This window comes from Streptomyces hokutonensis, assembly GCF_042751305.1.
Taxonomy (GTDB): Bacteria; Actinomycetota; Actinomycetes; order Streptomycetales; family Streptomycetaceae; genus Streptomyces; species Streptomyces hokutonensis_A.
The window spans coordinates 1-21,350 of sequence record NZ_JBHYWD010000038.1 but is presented as its reverse complement, the minus strand read 5'-3'; the positions used below and the strand labels follow the sequence as shown (position 1 = coordinate 21,350).

19 protein-coding genes are annotated in these 21,350 nt (G+C 68.9%); 5 read left to right on the top strand and 14 right to left on the bottom strand.

Annotated features, from left to right (window positions below; translation table 11 throughout):
* Positions 1 to 2 precede the first annotated feature (2 nt).
* The 3 genes from ACFXC1_RS48830 to ACFXC1_RS48820 all read right to left on the bottom strand — a co-directional run bounded on the left by ACFXC1_RS48830 (position 3) and on the right by ACFXC1_RS48820 (position 3,107).
* On the bottom strand, positions 3 to 569 hold the full coding sequence (locus ACFXC1_RS48830; protein ID WP_381256275.1) for a thiamine pyrophosphate-binding protein: 567 nt from the start codon (positions 567 to 569) through the stop codon (positions 3 to 5).
* 224 nt (positions 570 to 793) lie between these two features.
* Positions 794 to 1,897, bottom strand: coding sequence for an NAD(P)-dependent alcohol dehydrogenase (locus ACFXC1_RS48825; RefSeq protein WP_381256272.1), 1,104 nt, complete (start codon positions 1,895 to 1,897; stop codon positions 794 to 796).
* 13 nt (positions 1,898 to 1,910) lie between these two features.
* The gene (locus tag ACFXC1_RS48820) at positions 1,911 to 3,107 is read right to left on the bottom strand and encodes an FAD-dependent monooxygenase (RefSeq protein WP_381256270.1); all 1,197 of its coding nucleotides are present in this window, start codon (positions 3,105 to 3,107) and stop codon (positions 1,911 to 1,913) included.
* A gap of 147 nt (positions 3,108 to 3,254) precedes the next feature.
* Here ACFXC1_RS48820 and ACFXC1_RS48815 point away from each other — a divergent pair, with 147 nt between their 5' ends.
* Positions 3,255 to 4,034, top strand: coding sequence for an IclR family transcriptional regulator (locus ACFXC1_RS48815; protein ID WP_381256267.1), 780 nt, complete (start codon positions 3,255 to 3,257; stop codon positions 4,032 to 4,034).
* Positions 4,035 to 4,059: 25 nt separating this feature from the next.
* Here the strand turns inward: ACFXC1_RS48815 and ACFXC1_RS48810 are convergent, their stop codons facing one another.
* Both ACFXC1_RS48810 and ACFXC1_RS48805 read right to left on the bottom strand, forming a co-directional pair.
* Positions 4,060 to 4,479 carry a nuclear transport factor 2 family protein gene (locus ACFXC1_RS48810; protein ID WP_381256264.1) on the bottom strand — a complete coding sequence of 140 codons (420 nt, stop codon included), beginning with the start codon at positions 4,477 to 4,479 and terminating at the stop codon, positions 4,060 to 4,062.
* A 156-nt stretch (positions 4,480 to 4,635) separates the two neighbouring features.
* Entirely contained in the window at positions 4,636 to 6,345 is a 1,710-nt protein-coding gene (locus ACFXC1_RS48805; protein ID WP_381256261.1) for an MFS transporter, read from the bottom strand.
* A 338-nt stretch (positions 6,346 to 6,683) separates the two neighbouring features.
* Here ACFXC1_RS48805 and ACFXC1_RS48800 point away from each other — a divergent pair, with 338 nt between their 5' ends.
* Positions 6,684 to 7,430 carry an SDR family NAD(P)-dependent oxidoreductase gene (locus ACFXC1_RS48800; protein WP_381256258.1) on the top strand — a complete coding sequence of 249 codons (747 nt, stop codon included), beginning with the start codon at positions 6,684 to 6,686 and terminating at the stop codon, positions 7,428 to 7,430.
* On the opposite strand, the gene ACFXC1_RS48795 is transcribed toward ACFXC1_RS48800, so the two are convergent.
* From ACFXC1_RS48795 to ACFXC1_RS48780, 4 genes are all read right to left on the bottom strand, one after another.
* The gene (locus tag ACFXC1_RS48795) at positions 7,427 to 8,509 is read right to left on the bottom strand and encodes an IS630 family transposase (protein ID WP_381256255.1); all 1,083 of its coding nucleotides are present in this window, start codon (positions 8,507 to 8,509) and stop codon (positions 7,427 to 7,429) included. The genes ACFXC1_RS48800 and ACFXC1_RS48795 overlap by 4 nt on opposite strands.
* Positions 8,510 to 8,999: 490 nt before the next feature.
* Complete coding sequence (locus tag ACFXC1_RS48790) at positions 9,000 to 9,293, bottom strand: MEKHLA domain-containing protein (protein WP_381256383.1); 294 nt, start codon at positions 9,291 to 9,293, stop codon at positions 9,000 to 9,002.
* A 120-nt stretch (positions 9,294 to 9,413) separates the two neighbouring features.
* Positions 9,414 to 9,854: a DUF6069 family protein gene (locus tag ACFXC1_RS48785; RefSeq protein WP_381256252.1), complete on the bottom strand. Its 441-nt coding sequence runs from the start codon at positions 9,852 to 9,854 to the stop codon at positions 9,414 to 9,416.
* 50 nt (positions 9,855 to 9,904) lie between these two features.
* Entirely contained in the window at positions 9,905 to 10,516 is a 612-nt protein-coding gene (locus ACFXC1_RS48780; protein ID WP_381256249.1) for an NAD(P)-dependent oxidoreductase, read from the bottom strand.
* A 147-nt stretch (positions 10,517 to 10,663) separates the two neighbouring features.
* Between ACFXC1_RS48780 and ACFXC1_RS48775 the strand changes: the two genes are divergently transcribed.
* The gene (locus ACFXC1_RS48775) at positions 10,664 to 11,173 is read left to right on the top strand and encodes a MarR family winged helix-turn-helix transcriptional regulator (RefSeq protein WP_381256246.1); all 510 of its coding nucleotides are present in this window, start codon (positions 10,664 to 10,666) and stop codon (positions 11,171 to 11,173) included.
* Between the two features lie 320 nt (positions 11,174 to 11,493).
* On the opposite strand, the gene ACFXC1_RS48770 is transcribed toward ACFXC1_RS48775, so the two are convergent.
* Both ACFXC1_RS48770 and ACFXC1_RS48765 read right to left on the bottom strand, forming a co-directional pair.
* On the bottom strand, positions 11,494 to 13,002 hold the full coding sequence (locus ACFXC1_RS48770; RefSeq protein WP_381256243.1) for an MFS transporter: 1,509 nt from the start codon (positions 13,000 to 13,002) through the stop codon (positions 11,494 to 11,496).
* A gap of 113 nt (positions 13,003 to 13,115) precedes the next feature.
* Entirely contained in the window at positions 13,116 to 14,276 is a 1,161-nt protein-coding gene (locus tag ACFXC1_RS48765; RefSeq protein ID WP_381256241.1) for an oxygenase MpaB family protein, read from the bottom strand.
* 327 nt (positions 14,277 to 14,603) lie between these two features.
* On the opposite strand from ACFXC1_RS48765, the gene ACFXC1_RS48760 reads away from it, so the two are divergent.
* Positions 14,604 to 15,215: a TetR/AcrR family transcriptional regulator gene (locus tag ACFXC1_RS48760; RefSeq protein ID WP_381256238.1), complete on the top strand. Its 612-nt coding sequence runs from the start codon at positions 14,604 to 14,606 to the stop codon at positions 15,213 to 15,215.
* Positions 15,216 to 15,480: 265 nt separating this feature from the next.
* Here the strand turns inward: ACFXC1_RS48760 and ACFXC1_RS48755 are convergent, their stop codons facing one another.
* Genes ACFXC1_RS48755 through ACFXC1_RS48745 form a run of 3 tightly spaced genes read right to left on the bottom strand, consistent with a single transcriptional unit; the run spans position 15,481 to position 19,892 of the window.
* Positions 15,481 to 16,059, bottom strand: coding sequence for a nuclear transport factor 2-like protein (locus ACFXC1_RS48755; RefSeq protein WP_381256235.1), 579 nt, complete (start codon positions 16,057 to 16,059; stop codon positions 15,481 to 15,483).
* Positions 16,060 to 16,101: 42 nt separating this feature from the next.
* Positions 16,102 to 18,183 (bottom strand): thiamine pyrophosphate-binding protein, encoded by a 2,082-nt coding sequence (locus tag ACFXC1_RS48750; protein WP_381256232.1) that lies wholly within the window; start codon positions 18,181 to 18,183, stop codon positions 16,102 to 16,104.
* A gap of 35 nt (positions 18,184 to 18,218) precedes the next feature.
* Positions 18,219 to 19,892 carry an acyl-CoA synthetase gene (locus ACFXC1_RS48745; RefSeq protein WP_381256230.1) on the bottom strand — a complete coding sequence of 558 codons (1,674 nt, stop codon included), beginning with the start codon at positions 19,890 to 19,892 and terminating at the stop codon, positions 18,219 to 18,221.
* Positions 19,893 to 20,186: 294 nt separating this feature from the next.
* On the opposite strand from ACFXC1_RS48745, the gene ACFXC1_RS48740 reads away from it, so the two are divergent.
* Positions 20,187 to 21,098 (top strand): SDR family NAD(P)-dependent oxidoreductase, encoded by a 912-nt coding sequence (locus ACFXC1_RS48740; RefSeq protein WP_381256227.1) that lies wholly within the window; start codon positions 20,187 to 20,189, stop codon positions 21,096 to 21,098.
* Positions 21,099 to 21,350 lie beyond the last annotated feature (252 nt).

Below are 21,350 nucleotides of genomic sequence, written 5' to 3'. Positions count from 1 at the left end.
ACTCACACACCTTGGGCTTCGCCCCCCCGGGGGGGGTACACCCGGGGCCCCCCCCCCTCGACTCGGTAGTCGTCGACCTCGTCGACGTCCACCGACTGGCGCAGCACGTCCCAGGGGATGTCGAGGAGCACCGGGCCCCTGGGCTCCGACAGGGCGGTACGGATCGCCTGGGCGACCAGACGGGGGATCAGCTCGGTACGGGTGACGCGGTGCGCGAACTTGGTCACCGGGGCGGCCATGGCGACCTGGTCGAATCCGGCCTGCTGGTCGTTGACCTGGTCCGTCTCAAGCGGACCGGAGCCCGCGATGTAGAGGACCGGTGTCCGGTCCAGATAGGCGTTGGCGATCGAGGTCAGGACGTTGGTGAAGCCGCCGCCGGCCGTGACGACGGCGACCCCGAGATCCCCGGTGACCCGGGCGTAGCCCTCGGCCGCGTGACCGGCGTTCATCTCGTGGCGTACGTCGACGATCCGGAGTTTGGCATCGAGGGCGTCCTGGAGGATGCCGTCGATGTGCGCCCCGGGCAGGCCGAAGGCCACGTTGACGCCGGCTCGCTGCAGTGTTCGCACGACGAGTCCACTACCGGTTGCGGTTGCCATTCGGTGGTCCGCCTCTCTGGGCGTATGGAGAGTTTCGACAAAGGGTGCAGGTGGGGCCGCTTCTGAGGCCGCCCGTACCGCAGTCTCTTGTGCGGTCTGGGCGAGGACAACGGCTGTGTTCGTTGGACGGTCAACGCCTTGTTCGCTCTGGAAAGATCGACACCGCGTCGACGTGACTGTTCGCGGAAGCGATGTCAGGCTTCCGGCATTCTGAGCACGGCCTTGATCACCCGCCCCGAACCGGCCTCCTTCCACGCCTTGGCGAAGTCGTGGAAGGAGAACTCCTCGATCATCCGGTCGAAGGGGAACCGACCCGCCCGCCAGTACTCGACCAGCCGGGGGATCAAGGTGTGGGGGTTGGCCGAGCCGCCGATGATCCCTTGAAGCCTGCGGCCGCCGGAGAGGAGGAAGCCGGTGTCCGGGACCCACTCGCCCGCGGGTGCCACCACGTAGCCGAGGGTGCCTTCGACGTCCAGGCACGTCGTCGCGGTCGCGTAGACGGACGGCACGTCCGTCGTGACGAACGCGAAGTCGAATCCGTCAGGCTCGATCTGTCGCAGTGCCGCCTCCTCACCGCCGTCGCCCCCCAGCACGGTGTCGGTCGCACCCAGTTCCACGGCGAGCTCGAGCCGGGGGCGGCTGATGTCGACGGCGACGATACGCCGGGCGCCGGCGAGACGGGCGGCCATGACGGCCGCGAGCCCCACGCCACCGGTGCCGAACACCGCGATCGACTGTCCGGGGCGCAACCTGAACGACTCCAGAACCGAGCCCGCCCCCGTGACGACACCGCAGCCGAGCGGTCCCATCAGGTGCAGAGGGACGTCCTTCGGGAGCAGGACCGCGCTCCGTGCGGGCGCCACCGCGTACGTCGCGAAGGAGGACTGTCCGAAGAACACGGCCGCGACACGGTCTCCGGCCTGGGAGATCGGTGAGCTGCCGTCGAATCTTGCCCCGCCGAAGGCAGCGCGCATCGCCTCCCGGCAGTAGGTGGGCCGCGCGTCGAGACAACTGGGGCACACACCGCAGGAGTTGCCCGAGAGCACCACATGGTCACCGGGCCGCAGACGCGTGACGCCCGCACCGACCGCCTCCACGACACCCGCGCCCTCGTGCCCGAGCACGATCGGGCGAGGTACGGGGACCCCATGACCGTTGTGACAGTTGATGTCGGTGTGACAGATGCCTGTTGCCACGATGCGCACCAGGACCTCGTCCGGCCTCGGGTCCCCGAGGTCGACCTGCTCGAGTTCGGGCACTGCCCGGCTCTCGCGTGACACCGCGGCCGTGATCTTCATACCTGCCTCCGCGTCACGCCGACGCCGATACGGCGGTCTCGGGGTCGTACTCGTAGATCCAGCCGTTCGCCCGGAGCGGGTCGGCCTGCGAGTACTCCAGGTCGCGTGCCAGCTGTTCCGGGCCGTCCGGAAGGTGGTTGATGTGGGACCGCCCGTGCGACACCTCCTGCAGGCGGGCCGTACGGCGTCGGCGGAGTTCCTCGTAGCGTTCCAGCGCCGCGGTCCGGTTGTCCGGATCCGCCGCGAGGCAGAGGGCCAGAACCGCGCCGTCCTCGATCGCCTGGGCGGCGCCCTGGGCGAAGAACGGGAACATCGGGTGGGCCGCGTCACCCAGCAGGGTCGCGTTTCCACGGTTCCAGCGGTCGAGGGGCTCGCGGTCGAGCAACGCCCAGCGTCCCGGTGTTTCGGCTGCCGTGATGAGCTCCACCAGACGCGGATCCCAGCCGGCGAACTCGTCGAGCAGTTCGCCGAGCGTCGCGGTGGCCGTCCATGACTCGACGCTGTTGGTCCCGGCGGGTGCGAAGGCGACGAGGTTGACGTACTCCTCGCCGGAGACCGGGTAGTGCACGAGGTGGTGGTCGGGGCCGATCCAGAGGGTCTGTGCACGTCGCCTGGCGAAGTCGGGTGCCTGCTCCGCGGGTACGAGAGCCCGGAAGGCGCAGATGCCCGACTCCCTGGCCTGTGTCGGCCCGACGATGGCGCCGCGCACACGTGAGTGGACGCCGTCGGCGCCGATGAGGATGTCCGGACGGACCGTCTCACCGTCCTCGAAGTGCAGGACCGCCCGGTCGTCTTCGAACTCGACCGAGACGCAGCGCTTGCCGAGATGGATCGAGTGCTCGGGTACCGCCGACCTCAAGGCTTCGAGCAGGTCGGCACGGTGGGCGGTGTAGGTGTGCTCGCCGTACAGACGCACGCACCCCTCCTCCAGGTTCTCCGCGGAGAGAACGGCGCCGTTCTCCCAGCGCCGGAACTCCCAGCCGATCTCCATGCGCACCGCGCGCTTGATGAATCGGTCCAGCACGCCGAGGCGTCGTAGCAGGCGGGCGGCGTTGGGTGCGATCACCAGGCCGGCGCCCACCTCGGTGAGGGCGGTCGCCTGTTCGTAGACATCGCTTTCGAAGCCCTGGTCGCGAAGGAACGCCGCGGCGGCGAGGCCCCCGATGCCGCCACCGAGGATCGCGATCTTGGGGCCGACTTCTGTGCTCATGCTCTTTCACTCCTGTGGACCTCGATCGAGGTGGTAACCGGCTGTATCCAAGGGTTCGGTGAAATGCGCATTGATAGAACAGAGCTATCCATCCAACGAACATTGGAGGTAGGGTGAGTGGGGTCACGCTCGACAAAGGAGAGGCCCATGCCTCGCGCGAACGAACCGGGACGCTCGGTCAGCTCCCGGCTGTGGGACCTGCTGTTCGCCTTCGACCCCAACAACACCGAGCTGAGCCTCGCCGACCTGGTCCGACGCACCGGCATGCCGCACGCCACCGCCAGGCGCCTCACGCTGGAACTCGTCGAGGCCGGCGCGCTGGAGCGCACCAGCGACAACCGGTTCGTGATCGGCCTGCCGCTGTGGCGCCTGGGAACCCTCGCACCGCGCGCCGAGACGCTCCGCAGCGCCGCGCAGCCGTTCGTGGAGGACCTGTACACGGCTCTTCGCCAGCATGTGCAGCTGGCGGTCCTCCAGGGCGACCAGGCCGTGATCATCGAGCGGCTGTCGGCGGTCCACGCCGTCGGACTGACGTCACAGGTCGGCGGCCTGCTCCCCTTGCACTGCTCCGGTGTCGGCAAGGTGCTGCTGAGCCACAGCAGTGCGGCCTTCATCGATGAAGTACTGGCGGGAAGGCTGCAACGCTTCACGCCCAAAACGATCGTGGAGCCCACCGAACTCCGTCGCGAACTGGCGTCCTGCCGCTCGACCGGAACGGTGGTCGTCAAGGAAGAGCTGACCGAAGGCGCCGAGTCGGTCGCGACGCGCATCGTCGACGGCAGCGGCAAAGTCGTCGCGGCCCTGTCCGTCGTGGTGGCCGCGGGCTCGATCAAACTGCAGGCGGCGGTTCCCTCGCTGGTCGCGAGCGGGCTCGGACTGTCCAGGAGCCTCGGCTGGCGGCCGGGCATTCCCATCCGCACCTCGTAGCCCGCAGGGCGAGGGAACCGGCACGTCATACCGACGGCTGGCGCCGGGAAAGCTGCATGTGACCGAGGCGCCAACCCTCGTCGGTCGAGAACCACACCCGCGTCGCCACGGCCTGCACCAGAAAGGGCGGCAGGTCGGGCACGCGCCTGATGCGCATCTTCTGAAAGCACGTCACGATGACACGTCCTTCCCGCCCTTGGCACGTCACCTCGCTGGTCTCGGCCTCGAGGGTGGCCCCCATCGACGCGTTGTAGCGGAGGAAGCGTTCGCGGTCGTGGACGTTGCCCACCGGGCCGTGAACGATCACGCACTCGGGGAGCATGAGCGCACGCTGCTCCTCGTCGCTCTTGGTGATGGCGACGAGCCACGCTGCCTCCGCCTGGGCGACCGCTTCCGGCACACGGGCATCGTCCGTACTGCTCGGCGCCGTTTGTGTGGTGGTCATGGGTCCGACTCCTGTCCGAGTAGGTCGCTTGAGCGTTGTTCTGTGTATGCCGTGGCCCGTCGCGGCCGCTCCCCAGGAGGAGAAGTCGCGACGGGCGCTCCGGCCGTCCTGGCCGGCTTGTCACTCATGTCCCGGCGCCGGCGTGTTCGCCGGGCATCAGCCGTCGAGGGTGTGCGGGTCGTCGTCGAGATGGCTCTCGCCCACACCACCGCGCGCACCCACCAGGGTGAGTGCCGCCGCCACGAGGGCAGCCACGCCACCGAGCACGTACGCGTGGGAGTAACTGTGGCTGAGGGCGTGGAAGGCGACGTCCTTGAGCGGGTTGAAGGGCACGACCTGACCATCGGGTGTGGTGATGCTGGCCGGCACGGAGTTGGCCCCCAGCGGGCCCGAGGCCACGGCGTGAACCGCCGCCTCGAGCTGCGGTTTCTGCTCCGCGGGAGCATGGGCCGCAGAGGCCTGGAAAGCCGCGTAGGCCTTGCTCAGACCGGGATCGCCGACCACGTTGCGGGCGATCTCCTTGGCGGCCTGACCCAGCGCGACGGCACCCGTGATCGCGGGGCCGAGGGCGAACCCGAGGTCACGGAACGTGCTCGTGGCACCGCTGGCCATCCCGGCGAGGTGGTTGGGCAACGAGTTGACCGCGACCGCGCTCATGGCGGCGAAGGCGAGTCCCGAACCGACGCCGGCGAGGATCAGAGGCCCGACGATGGCGCCCAGAGCCCGGTCGCTCGCCGGAACGCCGGCGAACCACAGCCCGCCTACGCCGATGAAGCCCAGGCCGGTGAAGAGCACCCACCGGGGGTTGTAGCGCTCCAGCAGCCTGGAAGTGAGGGGCAGCAGTACCAGGCCGATGCCGCCGAAGAAGAGGTAGGCGACGGAGCTCTTCAGCGGGCTGAACCCCTGGATGGTGGTGAGGCGGATACTGGTCGAGTACATGATCGCCAGGAAGCCGAACATACCGATCACGGTGACCGCCGAGTTCACGGCGAACGCCCGGTTCTTGAAGGCGCTCAGGAGAAGCAGCGGCGCGGCCACGCGACCCTCCGCGAAGACGAACAGCACGAGGAAGACCGCCGCGAGGACGAACGCGATGACGATCTGTGGGCTCCCCCAGCCGCTCTCGGGGCCCTGGATCACGGCGTACAGCAGAGCGAACAGGCCGAGCGCGGCGGTGATCTGCCCCGGCCAGTCGATGGACCGGCCCTCGGGTGACGCCGAGTTCTGGGCGAGGGAGAGCGACAGGACCACGCTCACCACAGCGATGACAAGGACACCGACGTAGGCCCAGCGCCAGTTCGCGTTCCCGGCCCATCCGGTGTGGATCTTGGCGGCGACGCCTGCCAGCAGCGGCCCGAGGAAGCCGCCGACCGAAAGCGCCGAGGCCCAGACCGCCACGCCGCGCGCTCGGGTGGCGGTGGTGTGCGTGCCGGCGGCCACCATGGCGAGGCTCGTCGGGAAGATCGCCGCGGCCCCGATGCCGTTGAGGACCTGGGCGAGGATCAGCAACGTCACCCGGGTGCCGGTCGAGGATCCCTCTCCCGGCACCAGGACCGCGAGAGTCGAGCCCACGACGATGAGCGCGGCGCCCCCGATGAGCAGGCGCTTGCGGCCGAACAGGTCACCGAACACGCCGAAGCCCAGTTCCAGCGCGGCGACGGGAATGAAGAAGGCGTCGACGATCCAGGTGAGTTGGGCCGAGGTCGGCGTGAGGTCCTGCTGGATCAGCCCGGTGATGAGCGAGGGGACGGAAAGGGCTATCTGCGAGAGGCACACAGCGAGCACCACTGCGGCGAGCGTGCCCGGGCTCAGGGTGTATCTGCCACCCTCTCCCTCTTTCGCACCGGGTGTTTCGATCTGAACCATGGACGACTCCTTGCGCGCAAAACGCTGCCTTCGGAACCGACGTTCGCCGCCGGGCCTTGCTGCGGGTGCTTGTCTCTCGGTGCTCGGCCATCCCGGCAGCACCGCTGCCGAACCGGCCCTGTGCCCTCGCGGAACTCCTCCGCGCGGCTCTTCGGCCGCACCTGAACCAGGACGCACGGCACGGTGACCGACCAGCGAGTAGCGACAAGGTAGGAAGTGACCCCCGTCACGCTCAATGGACATGTTCATTGGACGGACAAGCCACCCCCCGTCGACGGCGTTGATGCGCACCATCCAGGAACGAGACCGTTCGAGCGCTGGCCGAGGAGAGATGCGTCATGGCTGGGAAACTGACCGGCAAGACCGCCGTCGTGACCGGAGGCAGTAGGGGGATCGGACAGGAGATCGCCCGCAGGCTCGCGTCGGAGGGCGCGGACATCGCGGTCGCGGACGTCGATCCGGCCGACGGGACGCGGACACTCGTAGAGGAGACCGGACGACGATTCCTCAGCGACAAGGTCGACATCTCCGACGCCGACGCGATCCACGGGTTCGCCGCGCGGGTCCGCGACGAACTCGGTCCCGTCGACATCCTGGTGAACAACGCGGCCGTGGTTCTGCTGGCCGACTTCGACCACGTGACCTACGACGAGTGGCGTCGCACCTTCGCCGTCAATGTGGACGGCCCCTTCCTGACCGCCAAGGCGTTCCTGCCGCACCTGAAGGAGTCCGCGGCGGGCCGGATCATCAACATCACCTCGTCCAGCTACTGGACCGCGCCGCCGCCCTTCGTCTCCTACATCTCCGCCAAGGGCGCCCTGAACGGATTCACCTCCGTCCTGGCCACCGGTCTCGGTGCCCACGGCATCACCGTGAACGGCGTCGCCGCGGGTCTCGTCCGGACGGCCGCCGCCGTGGAGAACACGGACGAGTCCTTCTTTGAGCAGGCCGTGCAAGGGCAGAACATCAAGCGGGTGCAGATGCCGTCCGACGTCTCGGGCGTCGTGGCGTTCCTCGCCTCCGACGACGCCGCGTTCATCACCGGGCAGCTCATCGTCACGGACGGGGGCAGCACGCGCCGCTAGTGTTCTGAGTCGGGAATTCTGTTCAGATAGCTGGCGAGGCGTTCGAGGATCTCGTCTGCGGTCTTCGTCCAGACGTAGGGCTTCGGGTCGGTGTTCCATGCGGAGATCCAGTTGCGGATGTCCTTCTCCAGGGCTTGGACGGACCGGTGAACGCCTCGCCGTATCTGTTTGTTGGTCAGTTCGGCGAACCATCGCTCGACGAGGTTCAGCCAGGACGAGCCGGTCGGTGTGAAGTGCAGGTGGAACCGGGGGTGGGCCAGCAGCCACTTCTTGATGGCGGGAGTCTTGTGCGTGGCGTAGTTGTCGCAGATGAGGTGGACTTCCAGGCCGGCAGGCACCTCTTTGTCGAGCTTGATCAGGAACTTCCTGAACTCCTCGGCCCGATGCCTGCGGTGCAGAGAGCCGATCACTTTGCCGGTCGCGACCTCCAGGGCTGCGAACAGGGTGGTGGTGCCGGCGCGCACATAGTCGTGAGTCGCCCTCTCGGGAACCCCCGGCATCATCGGCAGCACCGGCTGGGACCGGTCCAGGGCCTGGATCTGCGACTTCTCGTCCACGCAGAACACCAATGCCCGCTCGGGTGGGGCCAGATAGAGGCCGACGACATCGTGGACCTTGTCGACGAAGTACGGATCGGTCGACAGCTTGAAGGTCTCGGACCGGTGCGGCTGCAGGCCGAACGCACGCCAGATCCGTGACACCGACGACTGTGAGAGGCCCATCTCTTTCGCCATCGACCGTGTCGACCAGTGCGTTGCGTTCTTCGGAGTGGATTCCAGCGTCTTGGCGACCACGGCGGCGACCTGTTCGTCCGTCACTGTCCTGGGGCCACCGGAACGTGGCATGTCACCCAGACCGGCGATCCGGTACCGCACGAACCTGGCCTGCCAGCGGCCCACCGCATGTGGCGTGGAACCGAGTTGAGCCGCCACGTCCTTGTTCGAGGCGCCCTCCGCGCAGGCCAGGATGATCCGACACCGCAAGGCCCACGCCTGCGGCGTGGAACGACCCCGCACCCACCCCTCAAGTGCGGCCCGTTCCTCGTCCGACAGCGTCAACTCGGCCTTCGGCCGCCCCATCCGTGCCAGACGGCAAGCCTATACATATGAACAGAGTTCATGACTCAGGAGACTAGGTCGTGTCCGCGAAGTCCCGTCGTCCGCCCGGATGGCGGGCCTCGCGGCGTCCGGTGCGTGCTCTGGGGGGGTTCCCCGGCCGAAGGCTGGGGGAGTGCCGGGCGGAAGTCCTCGTACTTGCTTGCACGTGGGCTTTCGCCCGGTGCGGCGAGAGCACGTGCCGGGCGTCGCAGGGCTGGGGGCACCCCTCTGGGGGAGGGACTTTGCGGACACGGCCTACGACCTACGCGACGGGCTCGCCGGGCGCCTGTCCGCCGAGGTGCTCGTCACCCAGCGAACTGCCCGAGAGCATGGGCGGATCGGGCGCGGCGTGACAGCTAAGTCATCCCGCGCCGGCCGATGCGGTAGAGCTGCCTCAGTGGCCTCTCGAAGAGGGGCGGTCATCGGTCCGCGTTGACCGGATTCCATGGGCCCATTGACGCGTCGGACATGATCAGCCGCCTGTCCGGTCCTCCGAGACGTCCGTCCACGACCGGAACACGGCGGTCTGACCGTGCTGTGAGCCGTCGGCGTCCACCAGGTTCCACATCGCTGCGGACAGCCGGAACGGGAGCCGCACGAACTCCTGCCAGGTGTACTCGAAGCACCTCTGGGCGGTCGAATTCGAGTAGATGAAGATCGGATCCGCGCTCGTGTCGTGCGCGAGCAGTCCGAACGGTGCGTCCTCGTAGAGTCGGCGGGCCGTCTCGCCGCCGTGCGAAGGCGACGTCGTGGTGGGAGACCGCAGTTATCGATGCGAGTCTCTCATCCGTCCCTGCGGGCAAACGGAACCAAGGCATTCGCACGCATGTGCTGAATGCCTTGGCCGGACGCAAACTACTCCGTCGATACGATCCCGGGGGAGGGGTCAGCCCTGGTCGCCGTCCAGGGGGAGGAATCGCCGAAAGGCGGGGACGGCGACAGCTGCTACGACGAAGTGCATGACCATCAAGGCGATGACGGCCCCCCAGCTGGTGCCGGGCTTGCTGTCGGAGGCGCCGACGAGAACGTCCGGGACGAGGCTGACGAGGACGACGACGGGTACGAGGGTGCGCAGCAGACCGGCGGGACGTGCCGAACGGGCGCGGACGATCGCCCAGGCGGCGGCGCCGATCAGGACCCCGAAGACAGTGAGGGGTGCGTAGGCGGAGAGGTGGAGCGGCTGGAAGTCGTCCGAGGCGCCGGCCGCGCGTGCGATCACGGCGATGACGGCGTTGAGCGCGGTGGCGACGACTGCGGTCCCGACCAGACTGCCGGCGATGGCCAGGCCGTTGGGGCGGGCGGAACGGGTGGCGAGCTGTCCGCTCATGGTGTTCTCCGAATCAGAACAGGGCGATATGGCGAAAGGGGGAAGAAGGCTCAGCTGGCGATGGCGACGGGGCGGCGGCTGGTGGAGGTGTCCGTGACGGCGGCCAGCATCCAGGCAGCCACATCCGTGCGGCTGACGGTGTCGCCCATGCGCAGGGTGGCCGAGGTCGGGAGGGGCTTGGCGCCACCGGTGGAGGGTCCGTTGGTGAGGCGGACGGCGTGCACGATCGTCCAGTCGAGGTTGCTGGCGCGGAGCGCGTCCTCGGCCGCGGCCTTGTCCTTGACCATCGCGCTCATCGCCAGGCCGGCCATGGCCTTGGCCGGGCCGCTGAGCCGATCGTGCAGAACGGCGAACGACGAGAGGTACACGAAGCGGCTGACGCCGGTGTTGGCCGCGCCGGCGATGACCGCGCGCGTCGCGTCGGTGATGACGGTTCCCCCACTGGCTCCGAGGGCGCTGATCACCGCGTCCACGCCCGCCATGGCCTGCGTGACGTCGCCGGCGTCCGTGGCCTGACCGGAGACGACGTCAAGTCCGGGCCGGGCGGCGTCCAGTTTCTGGGGGGAGCGGACCAGGGCGCGCACAGTGTGACCAGCCGCCAGAGCCTGGTCGACGAGCAGACGGCCGGTGGCGCCGGTGGCGCCGAGAACGAGCAGCTTCACGAGGGTCTCCTACGGAGTTCGCTGCTCGGTACAGACCCGGGCAGTCACTTAAGGATTGAAGTGAAATGTAGCGTGCTATGACTTCAAGCATCAAGTGATCTCGGTCCGCCTTTCGCTTCAAGTGTGAAGTGACGGTAGATTGAGGGCGTGACAAAGATCCCGGCCGAAGAGGGCCCCCGATGGCTCGATGAGCAGGAACGACGCGCGTGGCTCAGCCTGGTCGGCATCATGTTGCGCCTGGAGAGCGCCCTCGACGCACAACTGCGGTCGGCAGGGCTGAACTACTTCGACTACGGCGTGCTGGCTGCCCTGTCGGAGTCGCCGGAGCGGACGCTGCGCATGAGCGTGCTCGCTTCCTACGCCGAGGGCTCGCTCTCCCGCCTGTCCCAGGTCGTCGCCCGTCTCGAACGCAAGGGATACGTACACCGCAGCCCCGACCCCACCGACGGTCGCTACACCCTGGCGGCCCTGACCGAGGAAGGGTACGAGACGGTTCTCGCCGTCGCTCCGGGGCATGTCCAGGAGGTCAGACGGCTGGTCTTCGACCCCCTGACCAAAGCCCAGGTCCGTCACCTCACTGACATCGGACAGCGCATTCTGCACGTCATCGACCCCGACCACCCCGGCGGCGACCACGGCTTCATCCCCGGGCGCTGAACACCACTGGGCCACATCCTGGATGGGACGGTCCGCGTCGGCCGGTCCTTCGGGAGGGGTGTCAGAAGCAGGGCGGCGGTGAGGCATGTTTCTGCTTGGGCTGCCGGGCTTCGTCCCCGCGTTGGCCGGCAGCGCCGCTCAGACGTTTGTTGACGACCAGCCACGGGTCGTCCGTGCCGAGATTCTCGCAAGCCGCATCCAGGCGCGCCCCACGGTCGGCCGGGCGTCGTCGCAGGCGATGACCCGCCTCAAGGGAGCGACATGCGCAAGCTGCCCCCGGAGAGCGCCTTGGCCCTGGGAGCAGCTAGCGTGGTTGGGACTCACATGTGGACGACGGGTGCCGCGTCCGGGTCTTGCGCGGGGACGCCTCGACGGTAGAGGAGGGCGCTGATGACCAGGCCCGCGGCGAAGAAGGCGCCGGACCACCAGTAGGCGGTGGAGTAGCCCTCCAGGCCGGCGTGGGCGAGGACCATCGGGTCCTTGGCGTCGCGGCCGTCGAGGTAGTTGGCGACGGCGGTGGTGGAGAGGGTGTTGAGGAGGGCGGTACCGAGGGACCCGCCGACCTGCTGCATGGTGTTGACGGCGGCGGAGGCCACCCCGGAGTCCTCGGCGGCCACACCGGCGACGGCCAGGCTCATGGCGGGGGGCATCACCAGACCGAGGCCTAGGCCCGCGATGACCAGCGGGGGCAGGACGTCGGTGGTGTACGCGCTGTTGAGGTCGAGGGTGGTGAACCAGACCATGCCGGCGGCGGCCAGTCCCATGCCCAGCGGCACGACCGGCTTGGGGCCGATGCGGGGGATGAGCACGGTGGTGGCGAGGGTGGAGGCGATCATGAGCCCGGCGACCATGGGCAGGAAGGCCAGTCCGGTCTTGACGGGGGTGTAGCCCAGGCTCTGCTGGAGGTAGTAGGTGAGGAAGAGGAAGACACCGAACATGCCGGCGCCGCTGATCAGCACCGAGACGAAGGAGGCGCCACGGTTGCGGTCGAGCAGGACGCGCAGCGGCAGCAGGGGGTGGCTGGAGCGGGTCTGCCACCAGGTGAACGCGGCGAGCAGGATGCCACCGGCCAGCAGATAACCCCAGGTCTGTACCGAACTCCAGTCGTGGCTCTCGGCGTTGGAGAAGCCGTAGACGAGGCAGAACAGGCCGCCGCCGACGAGGAGCGCGCCGGGGATGTCGAGGGTGGCGGACTTGTCGCGGGTGGTGCGCTTGAGCAGGAGCGCTCCGCCGACGAAGGCGACGGCGGCGAAGACGAGGTTGACGTAGAGGGTCCAGCGCCAGTCGAGGTGCTCGGTCAGCAGGCCCCCGAGCAGCAGGCCGATGGCTCCGCCGGCGCCGGCGATGGCGCCGTAGACACCGAAGGCCTTGGCGCGTTCCTTGGCGTCGGTGAAGGTCACGGTGAGCAGGGACAGGGCGGCGGGGGCGAGCAGGGCGCCGAAGACGCCCTGTGCGGCGCGGGCGGTGACCAGCATCTCGAAGCTGGTGGCGGCGCCGCCGAGGGCGGAGGCACCGGCGAAGCCGACCAGGCCGACGAGGAAGGTCATCTTGCGGCCGAACAGGTCGGCTATCCGGCCGCCGAGCAGGAGCAGGCTGCCGAAGGCGAGGGCGTAGGCGGTGACCACCCACTGCCGGTTGCCGTCGGAGAAGCCCAGGTCCTTCTGCGCCGAGGGCAGGGCGATGTTCACGATGGTCGCGTCCAGGACGACCATGAGCTGGGCCACGCCTATGACGGCGAGGATCCACCAGCGGTGACGCGGCGGTGCGTCAGAGGGAGGGAGCATGGACACGGTGGCCGTGTCCGACGCGGGGGCTGATCCATGGGACATGACGAAACTCCTGAAGAGAGAGGAGGGGGAACAGTTGAACGGTGCGGGACGGCTGCGTCGTCGGAGCTCGTCATGGGCTGGGCCGTGGTGGCCGGCAAGGAGGGGAAGGTGAATCAGGCCGCGCGGACGCCGGTGTGATCACCTTCCGTGGCTTTGTGGCACGAGTGGGCGCGAGGAGGGAGGGCGGCCTTGAGGTGCGGCGCGGGCTCCGCCAGTGCTCGGCGGCGGGCTTCCTGGGCCGAGGCGGGGGAGTAGGTCTGCCAGTAGCGGGCCTGGCGGTTGAGCCGGCTGATCAGGGGGATGAGATCGGTCGCGGGCGGGACGACGGGGATACCCAGGTGATCCCCCCACTCCTCTCCGAAGGTCCGCCGGAGCACGCTGTGGATGAGGTGGCGCAGCTGCTCCTCGGACAGCCCGACGCCCGGTGCGCCGGCCATCGCGCGGGCCTGTGCACCGATCATGGCCGAGGTCAGGGTCGCCGAGTTCTCGTCGGGCGCGCGCGTCGTGAAGTCCAGCAGGTCCAGCAGTCGGCACGCGCCGGCGTGGTCACCGACGTCCTGGTGGAGGCGCTCGTCGAGTCCCAGGAGATGGGCGACGTACGACCAGTACTGATAGAGGTAGTGCTCCTCCTCCGGGCTCATGCCGATGCCGACGGCATCGAGAGCCCGGAAGGCGGTGAGGGTGAATCCGAGCCACGTACGGGCCATGTCGAGCTGGCCGATCGGCAGGCCCTCGGCGCCCCGGTCCCAGTCCTCGACGGCGTCGGCCCGCATCCGGGCATGGCGCAACCGGACCTCGACGGTGGCCAGGTAGCCGGGCCGTCCGCGGAGCAGCCCTCCCGGCCGGACGGTCTGCCGTGCCCATACACCGCTCTCCGCGAGCCGACGCCCAGCCATGTCCGTCGTACCGCCCGTCCGGACCAGCTGTCGTGCGGTGGCAGGAGAGGCGTAGGAGTGCGCGAGCGCACTGGTCAGCGAGCAGAGCTGGAACCACATCGGGGGCACGGACAGGCTCGCGACATCGCCGCGATGGAGCATCAAGGGGTCGACCCAGGAAGGGGGCGTTTCCAGTTGACGCAGCAGCGCGGCTACGGCCGTGGGGGGCTCCGGGTCCAGGCTTGCCAGGCCGTTCCTGAGGCCCGCGTCGAGAGCGCGCCGCGCCTGTGCGCCGTGTTGGTCCAGTTCGGCGACGACGGCATCGGCGAGGGGATCCCCGGCGGCGATCAGCGTCACCACGTGGTCGGGGGCCTTTCGGAGCGGGGGGTGTGCGGTCATGTGGCACTCACTTTCGGAGGGCGCTCGGCCTGCTCCGGCATAGGACGGAGCAGGCCGAACGTGGTGGGGGGAGCGGTGGTTCCGGTGGTGATTCGTGCGGGTCGGCCCTCCGAGGAACGGGCTGACCCGACTGCTTGCCTCACGCCGCGAACGTTCTGACACCTGTCAGATTAGTCGTATTCTGACGGGTGTCAAGTAGGCTGTCGGTCAGCCGCCTAAGCTGGGAGCGAGTCCCAGAGGTCCGGGGCGAACGGTGAGGAGACAATGGTGGGAGCCAGAACAGAACCCGCCCGACGGCCGGGGCGCCCGAGCCGGGACACTCGTGCTGTGCCCGACGAGGAGAGCATCCTGCTGCGCGGGCTCGAGGCCTTCGCCGAACTGGGGTACGACGGCGGTTCCGCACGGGTGCTGGCCGGCCGCCTGGGGGTCAGTCACAACTTCATCAACGACCGGTACGGATCCAAGGCGGCCTTCTGGCGTGCGGTGGTCGACGCTGCACTGAAGGCGCAACTGGCGGGCGTGCCTAAGACGGATCCCTCACTCGACGATGCCGAGCAACTGCGCCTGATCATCGCCGGCTTCTACCGGAGCGCGGTGGACACGCCGTTGATCGGACGGGTCCTCGTCGACGAGTTCTCCCGCGACACGGAGCGGCTGGACTACCTCTACGAGCAGTACATCGCTCCGACTCTGCAGCTCATGGTGCCGAGTATTGAACGGCTCGTCGCCGCCGGACGCATGGAGCCCATCCCGATGGACGTCATGTTCTTCGCCGTCATCCCTCCGGTCGCGGGCATGTTGGAAGGACCTTTGGCGCGACGCCTGGGCAGGCCGGACCCCGTTTCGGCGGAGCAACTCAAGGCCACTGCGGAGCGGTTGGCGAGGCTCGTGGTCAACGGACTGCTCGCGACGGGGGCGGAGGGGGGCCGCGGCGTCTGATCCGGCTGCCCCGTCCCGGTGGGCGCCGGACGGCGACGGGGCACGCAACTCGGTGGTGGACAGCACGACCTGACTACCGCTGGTGACCACGTCCTCGACGACAACCGGCGCGCCCGCCGATCTCCGCGCCTTGGGGCAGGGGGCGCGTTCCCGGATCTTGACGCCATGCAAAAGGGCCCCCGCAGGCTTCGCCTGCGAAGACCCTTCGCACCGTCGGGACGGCAGTATGTGAACAGGACCCGCCGACCTCGTGGCCGGCGAGCGGTCAGGCAACCTTCTCCCAGGTGCCCTGACCGTCGAGGTAGAAGTCCTCTCCGACCATCAGACCGTCGCGGAACGGTATGACGATGGCCTGCCTCGCCGTGAGCACGAACACGTCGTCGGCCGTTCCCCCGTCCGGCAGGGGCACGCCCGCCTCGGCCAGCGCCGCACCAGGCAGCCGAAGACGCACGTACCCGTCCCAGGCGATGGCCTCATCACTGATGAAGAAATGATCGATCTCGACTTCGAGACCGTCCATGTCCAGCGAGCCGTTCGCCATGCTCTCGAGGTAGTTCGCGCGCACCGCGTCCCGGTAGGCGACCGGACCGCCGTTCCGCGCGATCGCGCCGGGGTCGCCGTAGTTGTGGTAGACGCAGTCGTCCACCAGTGTCGCCATGGTTCGGTCGATGTCGTGGTCGCGTACCTCGGCGACCGAGTGCTCGATGAGCAGGTCGATCATCGCGGCATGTTTCGGATTCTTCGTCTCCGCCTTCCGGGCTTCGAGGAAGTCGATGAACCTCGCCATGTCGGGCAGGCGAGCTCCCGTGGTCGTCGATTCCTCCCGCTGTTCAACGGTCGCCATGAACTCCTCCTCGAGATCGGTTGCGGGATGTCGCGTCGTTCGTCAGTTAGGCCATGAGCCGTCGACGAACAGGTCGGCATGGCCCGCCTTGCGGGTGGTCTTGGGGTCCGGATCGGGCCATTCGGCCATGTGCAGGTGCATCGTGCTCGCGGCCGTCATCACCTCGATGAAGTACGGGCCGTCCGCGGCGATCGCACGCCGGATCGCCGGCGCGAGCTCGTCCGCCTTGTCCACCCGCTCGCCCGGCACACCCAGGCCCTGGGCGACCGCGGCGTAGTCGGTCTCGGGAAGGTCGGTCCAGTGCGTGAACGGCACCGAGCCCGGGCCCCCGTGCTCGCGCCCGCGCCGACCGCCGTACAGGCCACCGTTGTTGAGGACGATGCTCACGACCTTGAGATTGCGCTCGGCGAGCACCGAGAGCTCGCCGCAGTCGTAGTAGAAGCCGGCGTCGCCGCCGACGCTGACGACCAGTCGGTCGGGTGCGGCGAGTTTCGCGCCGATCGCCACCGGGAGGGACGACCCCAGCGCCGCGTAGTGGAAGCCCAGCGGTGCCGCGAAGCCGGAAGGGTACTTCGACTCCCGGTACACCATCCCGGGCACCGGGAAGCCCTCGTCGTTGACGAAGACGGTCCCCGCGGGAACCTCCTCCGAGAGGACCTGGCCGATCGCGGCCGGCATGATCGGGTCGGTGCCGACGAAGGACCTCAGCGTCTCGGCGTAGGCGTCCTTCGCCGTCGCGATCTCCGCTGTCCGCACCTGGTCCGCGCGGTGCCGGCTCTCCGCACCGGAGGCCTGCAGCCGGTCGTTGAGCTGGCCGAGGAACGCCTTCGCGTCGGCGACGATGCCCAGCGTCGGCTGGAAGATCCGGCCGAGCTGAGACTCCTCGATGTCGACCTGTACGACCTTCTCCGGCTTGGCGAGGGACCACGACAGGGTGGCCGTCTGAGAGAAGGAGAACCCGACCGCGACCCACAGGTCGGCCTCCTCGGCCACCTTGGTGCCCGTCCCGAAGTACCCCCAGCCGCTCATGTCGCCCGCGTAGAGCGGGTGGTCGTCCGGCAGGACCGCGCGGCCTCCCGCCCCGCTCGACACCACCGGAATGCCGGTCGCGTCGACGAACCGGCGAAGCTCACCCGTCGCGTCGGCGAGATGTATGCCCGCACCCGCCAGGATCACGGGCCGCTCGGCGGCCTCGATCAACTCCAGCGTCCGCCGTACGCTCGTCTCGCCCGCCGCGGGCGGCTCCGGCAGCGTGAGCTGCTCGGTCCTGACCGTGGTCCTCTGGTACATCGCGCCCTGCGTGAGGTCGAGCACCGCGGGGCCGAACTTGCCGGTGCTCGCCGCGAGCACCGCCTGCCGGACGGCCAGCGGCAGGTCCTCGCCGTCGACGACGCGCTTGATGTACTTCGACAGGGGCTTGAGCGCCGGATACAGCTCGGTCGCGTCCTGCAGGATGTCCCGCATGTCCCACGCCGCCGCGCTCTCGATCAGCATGAGAACCAGGGGGGTGGAGTCGAGCTTGGACGCGTACACGACCGGCGAGGCGTGCAGCGCGCCGACGCACCACGTGAGCGCCGCGGAGGCGGCCCGCCGCTTCACGCGGTTGTAGCCGTAGGACATCCACGCCGCGGACAGCTCGTTGCGCGCGTTGAAGTCCTTCATGCCGTGCTCGGTGATGCTGCGCTCCAGGCTGGTGGACACGCCGCCCGTGTAGCCGAAGACGTACTCGACCCCGCACGCGGTGAGCGTCTCCACGACAGCGACCGATCCCTCCCGGAACGGCAACCGGGCGCCCGACCCGACGCGCACGCCCTCCACCGGGGCTCGCTCCTTGAACGGCCCGACGCCCAGCTCGACATGGCCCAGGAGAATGTCGCCCTCGACCTCCGCCTCGAAATGAAGCGGGGCCGGGTTGCTGCCGACGGCGACGGTCCAGGACAGGCGCCGCCCCTTGATGTCTCCCTCGCCGGTGCTGGAGCCCTCCGGGGTCTCGAACCGCACCGACAGCGAGTCGCCGTCCGGGGTCAGGGTGAGCACACCGCTCCGCGGCGGGAACGCCCCCGGGCGCAGGGTGAGGTCCCACGTGCCACCGATCCGCGTCGCGGCCTCGTCAGCAGTTGTCATCGAATGCTCCTCCACGTGCCTCGGGTCGGCGGATCTCAGGTCTGGGTGGTGCCGCGCAGCCGGTCGCGCAGTTCGCCGCGGCGGATCTTGCCCGACACGGTCTTGGGCAGATCACTGACGAAGTGGATCCGGCGTGGGTATTTGTAAGGGGCGGTCAGGCGCTTGACGTGGTCCTGCAGTTCCTCGGCGAGCTGCGGTGAAGGGGCGGCGTCGGGGTGCAGGATCACGAACGCGGTGACGATCTGGGTCCGGTCGGGGTCGTCCTGTCCGACGACCGCGGCCTCGATGACGGCCGGATGTTCGACGAGCGCCGATTCGACCTCGAACGGGCCGATGCGGTATGCCGAGGACGTGATCACATCGTCCTGCCGGCCTTCGAACCAGAAGTAGCCGTCCTCGTCACGGCGGGCCTTGTCGCCGGTGAAGTACCAGCCGTTGGTGAACGCGGCCGCGGTGGCGTCGGGATCGCGCCAGTAGCCGGTGAACAGCCCGGCCGGCCGCTCGGGCTCCACCCGGATGGCGACGTTGCCCTCATCGCCCACGGACACACGCGTGCCATCGTCGTCGACCACGTCGACGTCGAACCCGGGAACGGGTTTGCCCATCGACCCGCTGCGTACCGGCAGGCAGCGGAAGTTGGCGAGCACGTTGACCGTCTCGGTCTGGCCGTAGCCGTCGTGGACGACCAGCCCGCGCGTGCCCTCTTCCCAGATCCGGATCACCTCGGGGTTGAGCGGTTCGCCGGCCGAGACGCAGTGGCGCAGCCGGGAGAGGTCGTAGCTCGCGAGATCGGCGACGACCAGCGAGCGGTACAGGGTCGGCGGCGCGCAGAGTGTCGTGACTCCGTGGCGCTCGATCGTGTCGAGGATCAGATCGGGGTCGGACTTGCCCAGGTCCATCTCCAGGATGGTCGCGCCCTGTGCCCACTGCCCGAAGAGCTTGCTCCACGCGGCCTTCGCCCACCCGGTGTCCGACAGGGTCCAGTGCAGGTCCCCGGGCCGGAGGTCCTGCCAGTAGCGGGCCGTGACCAGGTGGCCGAGCCCGAAGCTGGCCTGGGTGTGCGCGACCATCTTGGGGTACGAGACCGTGCCGGACGTGAAGTAGACGAGCATCATGTCGTCGGCGGCGGTCGGGTCAGCCGGCGTCGACCCGTCCGACGCCCGCGCCAGCAGCCCGTCCATCGTGTGCCAGCCGGCGGACGGCGCGGTCCCGACGACGATGCGGTGTGCGAGCGTCGGCATTCGATCGGTGAGCTTGTCGACCTTGACCGCCCCGTCGGTGTCCGTGACGACCGCGACGGCTTCCGCCCGGTCGACGCGGTACTCGATGTCACGGGAGGTCAGCTGCGGGGTGCCGGGGACGGGGACGGCGCCGATCCGGATGGCGCCGAGCAGGGCGATGTACCACTCGGCGATCCGAGGCAGCATCACGAAGATCCGCTCGCCCTTGCCGACACCGATCCCGGCGAGGGCATGTCCCATGCGCCGACTGGCCAGGTTGAGTTCGCGGAAGGTGTACGACGAGGCGACCCCGCCGTCGCGGCGCAGTGTCACCAGGGCGAGTTCGTCGGGGCTCTGCTGCGCCCGGCGCTCGAGGATGTCCAGGACGGCGTTGAACCGCTGTGGAACCTCCCAGCGAAACCGGGCCCGCTCGGCGTCGTAGTCCGACATGTTGGGGACGGCATCCCGCCCCGGACGTTTCACCGGCATACGCTGTCTCTCCTCCCGGCGAGCTGTCCCGCCAGCTCCCTTGGCTGCGGTGATCCGAGGCTCGCCCGGCGGGTTCATCGCCGTAAACCCCCCAAAGGAAGCGCCCTGTGCCCTACCTTCGGACGCTGGTGACGGCCGTGACGCGGTCCTAGCCTCGCAGGGTGTCCCCCGGCCGGTCCGGGCACGATGTGCGCCTGTCGGAGGCCGTCGTGCGTCCGCACCCGGGGGCCGGTCAACCCCGAGGTCACCGTGGAGGACAAAGTGAGCGCGGACGAGTTTCGTTTCGATGGACGAGTGGCGATCGTGACCGGCGCGGGCAGCAACCCCGGGCTCGGACGGTCGTACGCGATGCTTCTGGCATCGCGGGGGGCGAAGGTCGTGGTCAACGATCTCGGTGTCGGTCCCGACGGGCGCGGGCAGATCGGCCCGGGTGCCGAGGCGGTGGTCGAGGAGATCCGCAAGGCCGGCGGCGAGGCTGTCGGTGACGGCCACTCGGTGGCCGAGCGTGACGGCGCGCGGGCGATCGTGGACACCGCGCTCGACGCCTGGGGCCGGGTCGACATCCTGATCAACAACGCCGGCATCGCACCGTTCGCGAGGTTCGACGAGATCACCGACCAGGACATCGAACGCGTCGTCGGCGTCCACCTCATGGGTCACATATGGATGACCCGTGCCGCCTGGCCGCACATGACCGCGCAGAACTACGGGCGCCTGGTCAACGTCAGTTCGGGCGTCGGGCTCGCCGGGTTGCCCACCCAGTCGATCTACGCCGCCGCCAAGCTCGGCGTCGTGGGGCTGACCCGCTCACTGGCGGCCGAGGGAGCGAAGCACGGGATCAGGGCGAACGCCATCTCGCCCTACGCCGACACCGTGGCTCTGCAGACCATGCTCACCGCCGAGGCCAGCAAGCAGAACCAGGCAGCGGGGCTGACCCCCGACGTCGTAGCGCCGGTCGCGGCATGGCTCGCCCACGAGGACTGCACGATCACCGGCAAGGTGATCGAATCGGCCGCCGGCTCCTTCAACGAGGCGTTCATCAGCCAGACCACCGCTACACCGCCGAACCCGGACCTGACGCCCGAGGACGTGGCAGCCGCGATGGAGGGCGCACTCGACCGCACGGGAGCAATCCCCTATCGCGACGGCGGCGACTTCATCTACGACATGATCAAGCCGTACGAGACGACACCACGGACCGCATGAGGACCTTCGGCAGGTGACGCTGCTGAGCCCGCACCGGACGAGCTGACGGTGCGGGCTCTTCTGCTGCTGTCGGCACAGGGAACATCCTCGTCAGGATGACGCCAGTGCCTCGCTCCAGCGCTGCCACCAGCGCCGCTGGTTCCTCTCGCCGTAGACAGAGGTGCTGGCCTCGCCGGGCCCCATCCAGTCGGGCCTGGGCTTGTAGTCGCTCATTCCGTCCAGGCCCATCTGGAAGTTGAGCTTCATGTCCTG

Bases quoted from the DNA above. Each gene is read 5' to 3' on its own strand.
- ACFXC1_RS48785 (WP_381256252.1), bottom strand. From the start codon at position 9,854: ATGAGCGGACAGCTCGCCACCCGTTCCGCCCGCCCCAACGGCCTGGCC.
- ACFXC1_RS48745 (WP_381256230.1), bottom strand. From the start codon at position 19,892: ATGCCGGTGAAACGTCCGGGGCGGGATGCCGTCCCCAACATGTCGGAC.
- ACFXC1_RS48800 (WP_381256258.1), top strand. From the start codon at position 6,684: ATGGCTGGGAAACTGACCGGCAAGACCGCCGTCGTGACCGGAGGCAGT.
- ACFXC1_RS48770 (WP_381256243.1), bottom strand. From the start codon at position 13,002: ATGTCCCATGGATCAGCCCCCGCGTCGGACACGGCCACCGTGTCCATG.
- ACFXC1_RS48765 (WP_381256241.1), bottom strand. From the start codon at position 14,276: ATGACCGCACACCCCCCGCTCCGAAAGGCCCCCGACCACGTGGTGACG.
- ACFXC1_RS48825 (WP_381256272.1), bottom strand. From the start codon at position 1,897: ATGAAGATCACGGCCGCGGTGTCACGCGAGAGCCGGGCAGTGCCCGAA.
- ACFXC1_RS48820 (WP_381256270.1), bottom strand. From the start codon at position 3,107: ATGAGCACAGAAGTCGGCCCCAAGATCGCGATCCTCGGTGGCGGCATC.
- ACFXC1_RS48815 (WP_381256267.1), top strand. From the start codon at position 3,255: ATGCCTCGCGCGAACGAACCGGGACGCTCGGTCAGCTCCCGGCTGTGG.
- ACFXC1_RS48750 (WP_381256232.1), bottom strand. From the start codon at position 18,183: ATGACAACTGCTGACGAGGCCGCGACGCGGATCGGTGGCACGTGGGAC.
- ACFXC1_RS48810 (WP_381256264.1), bottom strand. From the start codon at position 4,479: ATGACCACCACACAAACGGCGCCGAGCAGTACGGACGATGCCCGTGTG.
- ACFXC1_RS48755 (WP_381256235.1), bottom strand. From the start codon at position 16,059: ATGGCGACCGTTGAACAGCGGGAGGAATCGACGACCACGGGAGCTCGC.
- ACFXC1_RS48805 (WP_381256261.1), bottom strand. From the start codon at position 6,345: ATGGTTCAGATCGAAACACCCGGTGCGAAAGAGGGAGAGGGTGGCAGA.
- ACFXC1_RS48795 (WP_381256255.1), bottom strand. From the start codon at position 8,509: ATGGGGCGGCCGAAGGCCGAGTTGACGCTGTCGGACGAGGAACGGGCC.